Source organism: Micromonospora sp. M71_S20, from assembly GCF_003664255.1.
In the GTDB taxonomy this organism is placed as follows: Bacteria; Actinomycetota; Actinomycetes; order Mycobacteriales; family Micromonosporaceae; genus Micromonospora.
In genome coordinates this window covers 3185779-3198107 of the sequence record NZ_RCCV01000001.1, presented here as the reverse complement: position 1 = coordinate 3198107, position 12329 = coordinate 3185779, and the positions used below count along the sequence as shown (strand labels likewise).

Here is a 12329-nt window from a genome sequence, read left to right as displayed (position 1 = left end):
CCTGTCACCCCCTAAGTCGTCCCCAGTTCGGACCGCTGATCCGGTGGTGGGACGGGCCGCAGGTCGATGATGGGGCGACCCCCGCAGACCGTCGAGTCCTGTGCTCCACCCGCCCGTCAGCCGAGGTGCCGTCGTTGGAACGCTGCTGGTTGTTCGCCCGCTCGGCCGTGCCGGCCGACGGGTGCCCGGAGACGCGGGTGACCGAGCTGGTCGGAAGGGTCCTCACCGCTCTGGTCGCCGCCGCCCGCCGGGCCGATCCGGGCATGGAGTGGTTCTTCGACCCGGCGGGCTCCCCCGCCGGGCCACACGTGAGCCTCGGCTTCCACGCCGCCCCGGCCGCGCTCGACGTGGTACGGGCGCGGCTGCTCGCGTACGACCCGGGGGTGTCCTTCGCCGCCGACCGGTACGTGGTGCGCGACGCCGCCCGGGGCGGTCCGCTCGCGTCGGCGGGCAGTGACCTGGCCCTGGCCCTGCTGGGCGGGGACACTCCCTGGCTGGCCGGCGTCGAGCTGCCGCTGGCCGTGGCGCACCTGCGGTACCTGACGGGGCTGGTGCCGGCGGCCGACCGGCTGGCGTTCCTCTTCCTGCACTGGCAGGAGCGCAGCCAGCGGCTCACCGGCGCGCAGCGGCGGGACCTGGCCGCGCAGGCGGACGCCGGCGCGGAGAAGATCGTCCTGGCGGCCGGCGACCTGCCGCTGTGCGGGGAGGTCGCCGTGGCCTGGCAGCGCTACCTGGACCGGGTGACCGACGTGGTCGGCCGGAACCACCCGGCGACGCCGTCGGGCTTCCTGCTGGCGCACCACGCCCAGCTCACCCACGACCGTTGGGGCATCGGGCCGGACGTCGACTCGCTGGCCGCGCTGGCGCTGCGCCTGTCGATGGTCCGGGAACGCCCGCTCGCGGCCGCGCCGGTGCCCGTCGTCCCGAGGAGGCAGCAGCCACATGCACGCGTGTGCACCTGACCCTTGCGCCCCCGCCGAGCCGGCCCGCATCGAGGTGGCGCTCGGCGAGCGCGCGTACCCGGTGCTGATCGGCCCCGGTGTGCGTCACCGGCTGCCGGCGGAGGTGGCGCGGATCGGCGCGCGCCGGGTCGTGGTGGTCTCGGCCCGGCCGCCGGAGTGGACGCCCGACCCGGGTGTGCCGCACCGGGTGGTGCCGGCCCGCGACGGCGAGCACGACAAGAACCTGGCCACGGTCGAGCAGCTCTGCCGGGCGTTCGCCGAGTTCGGGCTGACCCGCGCCGACGCGGTCGTCTCCTGCGGCGGCGGCACCACCACGGACGTGGTCGGGTTGGCCGCCGGCCTCTACCACCGGGGCGTCGCGGTGATCCACCTGCCGACCTCGCTGCTCGCCCAGGTCGACGCCAGCGTCGGCGGCAAGACCGCGGTCAACCTGCCGGAGGGCAAGAACCTCGTCGGGGTGTACTGGCAGCCCCGGGCGGTGCTCTGCGACACCGAGCACCTGGGCACGCTGCCGGAGCGGGAGTGGCGCAACGGCTACGGGGAGATCGCCCGGGCGCACTTCATCGGCGCGGGCGAGCTGCGCGACCGCCCGGTGGCGGAGCAGATCGCCGCCTGCGTGGCGCTGAAGGCGCGGGTGGTGGCCGCCGACGAGCGCGACTCCGGTCTACGGCACATCCTCAACTACGGTCACACGCTGGGGCACGCGTTGGAGCGGGCCACCGACTTCGGCCTGCGGCACGGGGAGGCGGTCGGCGTCGGCACGGTCTTCGCGGGCCGGCTCGCCGGCGTCCTCGGCCGCGTCCCGGCCGACCGGGTGGCCGAGCACCACGAGGTGGTGGCGGGCTACGGCCTCGACACCGCGCTGCCCGGCGGCGTCGACCACGACGAGCTGGTCGCGCTGATGCGGCGGGACAAGAAGGCCACCTCGGGCCTGTCCTTCGTCCTGGACGGCCCAGCCGGGCCCGAACTCGTCGCCGACGTCCCGGAGTCCGCCGTGCGCACCGCGCTCGCCGGCATGTAGCGGCCGGCACCCGCCCACGGCCGGCACCCCGGCTCAGGTGGGCCGTCGTCCGAGCAGGGCGCGGAGGATCGGCTCGGCACGGGTCCACAGCACCGCGCCGCCGATCTCCGTCCGGCCGGGCGCGGGGGTCGAGCTGCCGAGACCGGGACGGTCCACGGAGACGAGACGCACCCCGAGCGCGTCGACGACGTCCGCGCCGAAGCCGAGCCACCGGCTCGTGGCCGCCCCCGGGCACAGCAGCACCGGGACACCGTCCGGCGGCCCCCACTCGGCCCAGCCGAGCAACCGCCCGTCGGGGAGCCGGCTCTCACCGGGGCGGACCGGATCGTCGACGCGTACGCTCATGATCCTCATCATGGACGCGGGGCCGGCGACCGCGCACGGAGTTTCGCCCGGCACGGGACGGACGCCGCTGTGGCCACCGGCGGGCCGCCCCCGGACCGTCACCACGGCCCGGGGGACGACGCGTCAACCGCCCAGCGCCCGCTGGATCTGCGCGACCAGCACCCCGCAGGCGTACCGGTCCGAGGCGCCGACCATGCCGACGATGGTCGCCGGCAGCGGGCCGTTGTCCGTCTCCGCCGGGTCGTGGTGCATGAACGCGACGAACTGCCCCCGGTCGATGAACGGCGCGAGGATCGGCTCGGCGTCGACGCCGGGGCGCAGCGAGAAGAACGTGGTCATGGCGCACGGGTGCTGCCCCAGCAGCGAGCTGCGGTGCAGCACCGACGTGGTGGCCCCGCTGACCCGGAAGTTCGGGTCGATGACCCGCAGCTCGCCGTCCCGACCGATCCCGGCGTCGAAGGAGCAGTACCCCCGGTACCCGAGAGCACTGGCCTTTCGGACCCCTACGGTCAGCGCTTCGATCAGCTCCGCCGGCGGCTGGTCGTCGTCCAGCACACAACCGACCCACGTCGAGGTGGGCTGCGGCAGGTGTACGGACGCACCGAAGTACTGCACCGCTCCGCTCTCCGTCACGCCGAACTGGAGTCCCCAGATCGTCCGGAAGGGCACCTCCTCCTCGACGATCCACCGATCGCTGACCTGTTCCAGCTGGTTGAACAGTGCCCGGTGCCGCCGGTCCTGCAACCGCCTGGTGAAGATCGCAATTCCGCTGTACACCTCGACGCCGGCCGGTTTGACCACCGCCGGCCGCCGGTCCTGCTGCACGATGCGGCGCACCTCGGCGGGGCTGGCGACCTGGCGACGGGGCAGGTATTCCGGTGCGATCAGTGTTTCCAACGTGGTCTTGTTGTTGAGGCGGGCCAACAGGTCCGGGGAAACCCGGGCGCGGGCGGCCCGCAGCTGCGGATCGTGCGGGGGGAACTGGAACTCCAGCGTCTCGCCCCGCTCGGCGGCGTCCCGGGCGAACTGCACCGCCTGCGCGCCGGAGCGGAACTCGCGCAGATCACTCGGCGTCTTGAGACCGCACCGACTGAGCAGACGCAGCGACTTGTCCGCGCTGGAACCGGTGCTGCAAATGGCCGACGCCTGGTGCGGGAGGGTCAGGTGGAGACCGGTGATCATGTCCAGCCCGTTGTACAGGGCGGCGCCCGCACCGGCGAGATAGCGGCTGCCGGCGGTCGTCACCGGGTCCGGTGGCCGGGCCAGGACCACCCCGTCGTGAGCGAACACCTGCACCTGGATAGGTCCATCCATTGGATCTCCTGACATGCCGGCCCACAAAGGGCCTCGGGGTGGCACGGAGTCCGGGTGCGCAACGACCACGAACAGCGGAGAACGTGGACGGATGCGTGCGCTCCCGGTCCTGATGAGGCCGCTCGGCCACGAGAGTCGGGCGTACCGCGTGCACCGACCGGACGGTCCCTTGCTGGACCGGCCGGATAGCGGGCTGACTTGTGGTCAGCGCTGCTTTTGGCATGGTGCACACCAACGGTCGGTGGCTGAATTGCCAGCCACCGACTGGGTCATGATCGGGAAAGCATAGTCAATCCTCATTTCCCCGGGATGGGCCGGTCAGCCGACCGCGGGCGGCCCTTTTCGCCGCCCGGATCGCCAATTCTCCGACCCGAACCCTGGACCCGCGCTGACCGAATAGCCGTTTTCGAAGAAGATCCTGGGACCATTCTCCGTCGAAACCGGACATTCGTGCACCGACCCTCTCGGAGGGCACCAACCATCCACTATAGAAAAGATATAGCGGCGTGTGCTTTCGCCGAAAAGTCGCGGCATCCGGCCGAGATCCTGATCATCCATCCCCGGCAGACACCACACTGACCAGCGCAAATTGCCGATCCGGCGGCGGCAACACCGGACGTGGCCCTGCGGCCGGTCATTACTCCGGACGTTTCCTCGGTGGCCCCCGGTCGGAATCTGCGGCCGTCGCGCTAGGGGTCGACGTGTGCATCTCTAGGGGTGTACGCCGCTCCACCGCGCTTCGTAGGGTCGGGCCCCATCGGTTCGTCGTTCCCTTTTTCGTTGCACCGGACGGGGGACGAATGTGGGTGCGCGGCGCCCCGGATGGACGGGAGGCGCCGGTGATCGGATCGGGCACCGACCTGCTCCTTTCGATCGACGACGTGGTGGCGGGCCGGAATCCGGACGGTGACCCTGTCCTGGTCGCACCGCGGTCCCGGCCACCCGAATCGGCCGCGGCGCCCGCGAACCGCCCCTGCCGCGCCGACCGGGGTGCGCCCGCTGGTGCGGCACCGAGGCCCCGCGCCTTCCGGTCACCCCCTTTCGATCGGAGGTTGAGCTGATGTCTGTCGGGTTCGATGGTGCGCGGGCCGTGGACGGCGCGGTCGACGCCGGTGCGCTGGACCTGGTGGGGGACCTGCGCCGGCCGACGGTGTGGCCGGCCCGGGCCGCCTCCGTGCACCGGGTGCTGCCCTCCTGGTCGCCGGGAGTCGAGCCGGCCGGCGACGTCGTGGTGGCGGGGCTCGTGGCGGTGCTGGCCCGTTGGACGGCCCAGGAGCAGGTGGTGGTGGGCCTGTCGTCCGGCGGCGGCGGATCGGTGCTGCGGGTGGACGTGGCGGGTGATCCGGGTTTCCCCGAGTTGGTGGGGCGGGTGCGCTCGGCGCTGGCGGCGCCGGTGGCCGTGGGCCGGGAGCCGGTGGGCCCGGTGGTGCTGGGGCTGGTGGACGCCCCGGTGGCGGACGCGGGGCCGGCCGTGGTGGACGTCGACCTCGTGGTCGGCGTGGCGTCGGACGGGTCGGCGCTGCGGGTGGACTACGCGGCGGAGGGTTTCTCGGCGCAGTGGGTGCGGGGTCTGGTGGATCAGGTCGTGGTGCTGGTCTCCGCCGGGTTGGCGGGACCGGAGGTGGGACTGTCGGCGTTGCCGCTGCTGGGGGACGCGGAGCGGGAGCGGTTGTTGGCGTGGGGCCGGGGCCCGGTGCGTGAGGTGCCGGGTGAGCCGATCCACGAGTTGGTGCTGCGGTGGGCGCGGCGCACGCCGGATGCGGTGGCGGGTGTCGCCGGCGGCGAGGTGTTGACGTACGGGGAGTTGGATCGCCGGTCGGCCGTGCTGGCGGCGTATCTGCGGTCGCTGGGTGTGCGGGCCGGTGATGTGGTGTCGCTGGCGTTGGAGCGCGGGTTGTGGTCGTTGGTGGCGACGACGGCGGTGTTGCGGGCGGGTGCCGCGTACACGCCGATGGACGTGTCGTGGCCGGTGGAGCGGATGCGCGTGTTGTTGGCCGACCACGGCGCGCGGGTGGTGCTGACCGTCGGTGCGGTGGCGCCCCGGGTTCCCGGTGGCGACGGGGTGTCGGTGGTGGCGTTGGACGACGACTGGTCGGTGGTGCAGGCGGGTGAGCCGGTGGAGCTGCCGGTGGTGCCGGCGTCCGCGCCGGCGTTCGTGATCTACACGTCGGGTTCGACGGGTACGCCGAAGGGTGTCGTGCTGACGCACGAGAGGCTGACGAACTTCCTGGCGTGGATGACCGACGAGTGCGCCATCGGCCCCGACAGCCGGATGCTGCATTCGGCGGCACCGGTCTTCGACGCCGCCTTCGGGGAGATCTTCGCGACGCTCACCGGTGGTGGCCGCGTCGTCGTCTGCTCCCGCGACGACCTGCTCGACGCGCGCCGGCTCACCGAACTCATCAACCGGCACGACGTCACGCACACGTTCGGACCGGCCACCAACGTCGCCCCGCTCGACCCTGCCGCCTGCCCGGGTCTGCGCTGCATCATCTTCGGCGGCGAGGCCGTCCCGCCGCAGCTGGCCCAGCGGTGGCTGGCGGCGGGTACGCGGGTGGTGAACGCGTACGGGCCGGCGGAGATCGCCGTGGCGTGCTCGTGGTTCGACGCGTCGGCGGGCTGGGGCGGCGCGTACGTGCCGATCGGCTGGCCCATGCCGAACCGGCAGATCCGCGTCGTCGACACCAACCTCGACCTGATGCCCGCCGGCGTACCCGGCGAAATCCTCATCACCGGCTTCGGAGTCGCCGACGGCTACCTCAACCGCCCCGAACTCACCGCCCAACGCTTCGTCACCGACCCCCACGGCGGCGGCCTCGCCTACCGCACCGGCGACCTCGGCCGATGGAACACCACCGGCGCACTCGAGATCCTCGGCCGCATGGACCACCAGGTCAAAGTCAACGGCATCCGCATCGAACTCGGCGAAATCGAAACCACCCTCGCCCAACACCCCGACGTCGGCGCCGCCGTCGTCACCCGCCGCGAAGACCACGGCACCGCCCGCCTCATCGCCTACGTCAGCGGACGCAACGGCCGCGCCCCCGTCACCGCCGAACTACGGGACCACGCCGCAACCGTGCTGCCCAGCTACATGGTCCCCGCCGTGATCATGGTCCTCGACCGCTTCCCCGTCGGCGGCACCGGAAAGATCGACCGGAACGCCCTGCCCGCACCCGACACCCAACGCCCCGACCTCGGGGTGGAGTTCGTCGAGCCGGCGACGAACGAGGAGCGCCTCGTCGCCGCGGTGTTCGCGACTGTCCTCGGCATCGACCGGGTCGGCACGCGCGACAGCTTCTTCGACCTGGGTGGCACCTCCCTGCAGTCCGCGGCGGTCGCGACGCGCATCGACGAGGCCGCGGACGTCGTCGTGCCCGTCTCGCAGATCCACCGCACCCCCACACCGCAGGGCCTGGCCCACTGGCTGACCACCGCGCCCCGCCGTACGGACGCCGGCTCGACCGCCGCGCAGGCCCGTCAGCGCCCCGGCCCGGTTCCGCTCGCGCAGCAGGTGGCGAAGTGCCTGATGTCGCCGCTGGAGGTCGTCGTCCCGGTCACCTGGTGGATCGAGGGTGAGCTGGACCTGCGGGCGCTGATGGCGGCGCTGGGCGACGTGCACCGCCGGCACGAGGCGCTGCACGCCCGCTACCGGCGGACGGCCCCTCCGGTGGCGCTCGTCCCGCCGAACCCGGGAATGCCGCAGCTGCGACTGCTCACCGACGCCAACAGCGAGCAGGAAGCCCTGGACCAGCTGGCGGAGGCGGTGCAGCAGCCGCTCGACTACACGCAGGGCCGCGTCTGGCGGGCTGCCCTGATCCGGGAGAAGTCCGCCGGGCGGGTCCTGTTCGGCGTGGGCATCCACCACATCGCCTTCGACGGCTGGTCGTACGCGCTGCTGGTGCGGGACCTGAGCCACGCCTACGCGGCGTGGCTGTCGGGCGCGGCCCCCGTGTGGGCCCGGCCCGCGCCGACGCTGCGCCAGTCGTACGAGGAGTACGCCCGCCTGCGCGACGCCGCCGACCTCGACGCGCAGCGGGCCTACTGGCGCGAACAGTTGCGCGGGCTGCCCCGCCAGGGCCGGGGCGAGGCCACGGCACCGCTGGAGCAGGCGCTGGCCTGGGGTCCGAAGGCCGGGCACACCGTCACCGTCACCCCCGAGGTCATGTGGCGCTGGGACCGGGCCGCCCGGGAACAGCGGTTCAGCCGGTCCAGCTACTTCGTCGCGGCGTTCGCCTCCGCGCTGCGCGCCATCCACCAGCAGGACGACATCGGCCTGCTGATGGTCGTGGCCAAGCGGGGCAGCCGCGTTCTCGACTCCGCCTTCACCACCCGGCTGAACCTCAACTGTGTCCGGGTGCGCTTCGACGGGCCGGAGGACGACAAACTCGTCCTGCGGGTTAACGAGACGATCAGCGACCTCATGCGGGCCCAGGACGTGCCCTTCGCGGAGACCGCCGACGACCCCGCCGCCGGGCTCTCCGGCGAGGTGGTCGCCAGCCTGCCGACCTTCGTGTTCCAGGACAACGTGGTGCTTCCGCTGGAACTGCCCGGCTGCCGGGCCGAGGAGGTCGTCGACCCGTACGCCCGGGAGGTGCCCAACGGCCTCACGGTCGAGGTGCTGCCCCGCGCCGACCACGCCCTCCTGCGCGTCACCATCCGCACCGACTACCTGCCGTACAGCTTCGCCGAGGAGCTGAACGGGCACATGCTGCGCTTCCTGGAAGCCGGGCCGGCGGGCTCCCCCACCGCCGGTTGACCGTTCACCCCGTACACACCGGACTGCTCGTCATGGCCGTGGGCGCGCGGGCCGCGTCCCCGGAGTTCGTGGTTCTTCCCCTCCCGGCGTGCCCCCTCGGGCGACGCCGGGACTGATCGGAGGTTGGCTCATGTCTGTCGGGTTCGTTGGTGGCCGGGTCCCGGCCGCGGGTGTCGCCGGGACCGGCACCGACTTCGAGGTTCTCGACCTCGTGGGGGACCTGCGCCGGCCGACGGTGTGGCCGGCCCGGGCGGGCTCCGAGTTCCGGACGGTGGACCTGCCCGACCTGGCGGGCGCGGGGTCCCCCGGCGCGGTGGTGCTGGCCGGTGTCGTGGGAGTGCTGGCCCGGTACACCGCCCAGGCCGAGGTGGTGGTGGGGCTGTCGTCGGGTGGCGTGTTGCGGATCGACGTCGCGGACGACCCCGGTTTCGGGGAGTTGGTGTCGCGGGTGGGTGCGGCGTTGGCCGGGCCGGTCGCGCCGGACGCGGGCACGGTGGGCCCGGTGGTGGTGGGGCTGGTGGACGCTCCGGTGGCCGAGGTGGGACCGGATGCCGTGGACGTGGATGTGGTGGTGGCCGTCGCGGGCGACGGGTCGGCGGTACGGGTGGACTACGCGGCGGACGGGTTCTCGGCCCAGTGGGTGCGGGGCCTGGTGGACCAGGTGGTGCTGCTGGCGTCGGCGGGATCGGCGGAGCCGGGGGTTGGCCTGTCGGGGTTGCCGCTGGTGGGGGACGCGGAGCGGGAGCGGCTGCTGGCGTGGGGCCGGGGCCCGGTGCGTGAGGTGCCTGGTCAGCCGATCCACGAGTTGGTGCTGGAGTGGGCGCGGCGCACGCCGGAGGCGGTGGCGGGCGTCGCCGGCGGTGAGGTGCTGACGTACGCGGAGCTGGAACGCCGCTCGGGGGCGCTGGCCGGGTACCTGCGGTCGCTGGGTGTGCGGGCCGGCGACGTGGTGTCGCTGGCGTTGGACCGCAGCCTGTGGACGTTGATCGCCACCCTGGGCGTGATGCGGGCGGGCGCGGCGTACACGCCGATGGACGTGTCCTGGCCGACGGAGCGGATGCGCGTGCTGCTGGCCGACCACGGCGCACCGGTCGTGCTCACCGTCGGCGAGGTCGCCCCACGCATCCCCCGACCGGACGGCGTACGGGTCGTCGCCCTCGACGACGAGTGGCCCGCCGTGGAGGCGGCCGAACTCGTCGACCTGCCGATCGTCGAGGCGTCCGCGCCGGCGTTCGTCATCTACACGTCCGGCTCCACAGGCACGCCGAAGGGCGTCGTGCTGACCCACGACAAGCTGACGAACTTCGTCACCTGGATGCGCGAGGAATGCGCGGTCGGCCCGGACAGCCGGATGCTGCACTGCTGCGCACCGGTCTTCGACGTGGCCCTGGGCGAGATCTACACCGCGCTGACCTCCGGCGCCCGCGTCGTCGTCAGCTCCCGCGACGATCTCCTCGACACCCGCCGCCTCACCGACCTGATCGCGAAGGAGCAGGCGACCCACGCGTTCTGCCCGCCCACGAACCTCGCCGCCGTCGACCCGGCCGACTGCCCGAGCATGTCGTGCGTGACCCTCGCCGGGGAGCCGATCCCGCCCCGCATGGCGCAGCGGTGGATGGCCGCCGGCGCCCGCCTGATCAACGCGTACGGGCCCGCCGAAGCCGCCGTGGCGTGCACGTGGTTCGACGCGTCGGAGGGCTGGGGCGGCGCGTACGTGCCGATCGGCCGGCCCATGCCCAACCGGCAGATCCGCGTCGTCGACGCCAACCTCGGCCTCGTCCCCATGGGTGTGCCCGGCGAAATCCTCATCACCGGCGCCGGAGTCGCCCACCACTACCTCAACCGTCCCGAACTGACCGCCCAACGGTTCGTCACCGACCCGTACGGCGGCGGCGTCGCCTACCGCACCGGCGACCTCGGACGGTGGAACGCCACCGGAGCACTCGAGATCCTCGGCCGGATGGACCACCAGGTAAAGGTCAACGGCATCCGCATCGAACTCGGCGAGATTGAGGCCGTCCTCGAACAGCACCCCGACGTCGGCACCGCCGTCGTCACCCGCCGCGAGGACCACGGCACCGCCCGGCTGGTCGGCTACGTCACCGGGCGCGAGGGTCGCCTCCCCGTCACCGCCGAGCTACGGGAGCACGCCGCCGCCGTGCTCCCGCCCTACATGGTCCCCGCCGTGATCATGGTCCTCGACCGCTTCCCCGTCGGCGGCACCGGCAAGATCGACAGGCGGGCGCTGCCCGAACCGGGCTCGCAGCGCCCCGACCTCGACGTGCCGTACACCGAGCCGGCCACCGACTCCGAACGCCTCGTCGCGGGGGTGTTCGCGACGGTGCTCGGGCTGGACCGGGTCGGCGCGCGCGATGGCTTCTTCCACCTCGGCGGCACGTCCCTGCAGTCGGCGGCGGTGGCGGCGGGCATCGACGAGGCGGCCGACGTCGTCGTGCCCGTCTCGCAGATCCACCGCACCCCCACACCGCAGGGGCTGGCCCAGTGGCTGACCACCGCGCCCCGGCGCCCCAAGGCCGAACCGGAGGCGCCCGCCACCGGCCGCCCCGGCCCGTCGAAGCCCGTCCCGCTGACCCTGTCGGTCGCCAAGTGCGTCTGGCTCCCCTTCGAACTGGTCTGCCCGACCACCTGGTGGATCGAGGGTGAGCTGGACCTGCGGGCGCTGATGGCGGCGCTGGGCGACGTGCACCGCCGACACGAGGCGCTGCACGCCCGCTACCGCCGCGTCGAACCGCCGGTCGCGCTCGTCCCGCCGAACCCGGGAATGCCGCAGCTGCGACTGCTCACCGACGCCAACAGCGAGCAGGAAGCCCTCGACCAGCTCGCCGAGGCCGTGCAGCAGCCGCTCGACTACACCCAGGGCCGCAACTGGCGGGCCGCCCTCATCCGGGAGAAGTCCACCGGGCGGGTCCTGTTCGGCGTGGGCATCCACCACATCGCCTTCGACGGCTGGTCCCACGCGCTGCTCGTGCGCGACCTCAGCCACGCCTACGCCGCCCGGCTGTCCGGAGCGGCCCCCGTGTGGGCCCGGCCCGCGCCCACGCTGCGCCAGTCGTACGAGGAGTACACCCGGCTACGCGACGCCGCCGACCTCGAAGCGCAGCGGACCTACTGGCGCGAACAACTGCGCGGCCTGCCCCGCCAGGGCCGGGGCGCACCTCAGGCGCCCCTGGAGCAGGCGCTGGCCTGGGGCCCCAAGGCCGGACACATCGTCACCGTTCCCGGCGAGGTCGTGCAGCGCTGGGACCGGGCCGCCCGGGAACGCCGGTTCAGCCGCTCCAGCTACTTCGTCGCCGCGTACGCCTCCGCGCTGCGCGCCATCCACCAGCAGGACGACATCGGCCTGCTGATGATCGTGGCCAGGCGCGGCAGCCGCATCCTCGACTCCGCCTTCACCACCCGGATCAACTCGAACTGCGTCCGGGTCCGGTTCCGGCCGGAGACGGACCTGCTCCGGCACGTCCAGCAGACCGTCGACGAGCTGATGGCCGCCCAGGACATCCCCTTCTCGGAGACCGCCGCCGACCCGGCCGTCGGCCTGCCCGGCGAGGTGGTCGCCAGCATCCCCGGCTTCGCCTACCAGGACAACGTGGTCCTTCCGCTGGAACTGCCCGGCTGCCGGACCGAGGAGGTCGTCGAGCCCTACGCGCGGGAGGTGATGAGCGGGCTGACCGTTGAGGCGATCCCCCGGGACACCGACGCCCTGCTGCGCATCACCATCCGCACCGACCTGATCCCGTTCAGCCTCGCCGAGGAGCTGGGCGCGCACATGCTGCGCTTCCTCGAGACGGGGCCCGCCCCGGCCGCCGCCACCGACTGAACCCGCACCCCGCGCTCCTCATGTTGTGGGCGCGCCCACCGGTTCCCGGATTTCGTGACCCGGCCGTACCCCCTGCGGGTGGCCCGGTCC

Annotated in this window: 5 protein-coding genes and 1 pseudogene; 4 read left to right on the top strand and 2 right to left on the bottom strand. The window is 73.2% G+C overall.

Annotated features, from left to right (window positions below; all coding sequences use genetic code 11):
• Nucleotides 1-125: 125 nt before the first annotated feature.
• Both DER29_RS14370 and DER29_RS14365 read left to right on the top strand, forming a co-directional pair.
• On the top strand, nt 126-962 hold the full coding sequence (locus tag DER29_RS14370; RefSeq protein ID WP_233599800.1) for a hypothetical protein: 837 nt from the start codon (nt 126-128) through the stop codon (nt 960-962).
• Complete coding sequence (locus DER29_RS14365; RefSeq protein WP_121397791.1) at nt 943-1983, top strand: 3-dehydroquinate synthase; 1041 nt, start codon at nt 943-945, stop codon at nt 1981-1983. Before DER29_RS14370 ends, DER29_RS14365 begins: the two co-directional genes overlap by 20 nt.
• A 108-nt stretch (nt 1984-2091) precedes the next feature.
• Here DER29_RS14365 and DER29_RS35335 read toward each other — a convergent pair.
• Together DER29_RS35335 and DER29_RS14355 are read right to left on the bottom strand one after the other, a co-directional pair.
• Nucleotides 2092-2328 (bottom strand): annotated as a pseudogene (locus DER29_RS35335) (alpha/beta fold hydrolase); the annotation flags it as partial.
• A gap of 123 nt (nt 2329-2451) precedes the next feature.
• A complete protein-coding gene (locus DER29_RS14355; RefSeq protein ID WP_121397790.1) occupies nt 2452-3642 on the bottom strand; it encodes an ATP-grasp domain-containing protein in 1191 nt (396 codons plus the stop codon).
• A gap of 1060 nt (nt 3643-4702) precedes the next feature.
• Between DER29_RS14355 and DER29_RS14350 the strand changes: the two genes are divergently transcribed.
• Together DER29_RS14350 and DER29_RS14345 are read left to right on the top strand one after the other, a co-directional pair.
• Nucleotides 4703-8401, top strand: a complete 3699-nt coding sequence (locus tag DER29_RS14350; protein WP_121397789.1) for a non-ribosomal peptide synthetase — start codon at nt 4703-4705, stop codon at nt 8399-8401.
• Nucleotides 8402-8531: 130 nt separating this feature from the next.
• On the top strand, nt 8532-12239 hold the full coding sequence (locus DER29_RS14345; RefSeq protein WP_121397788.1) for a non-ribosomal peptide synthetase: 3708 nt from the start codon (nt 8532-8534) through the stop codon (nt 12237-12239).
• Nucleotides 12240-12329 lie beyond the last annotated feature (90 nt).

Excerpts from the sequence above, each read along its gene's own strand:
- DER29_RS14365 (WP_121397791.1), top strand. The coding sequence starts at position 943 with ATGCACGCGTGTGCACCTGACCCTTGCGCCCCCGCCGAGCCGGCCCGC.
- DER29_RS14355 (WP_121397790.1), bottom strand. The coding sequence starts at position 3,642 with ATGGATGGACCTATCCAGGTGCAGGTGTTCGCTCACGACGGGGTGGTC.
- DER29_RS14350 (WP_121397789.1), top strand. The coding sequence starts at position 4,703 with ATGTCTGTCGGGTTCGATGGTGCGCGGGCCGTGGACGGCGCGGTCGAC.
- DER29_RS14345 (WP_121397788.1), top strand. The coding sequence starts at position 8,532 with ATGTCTGTCGGGTTCGTTGGTGGCCGGGTCCCGGCCGCGGGTGTCGCC.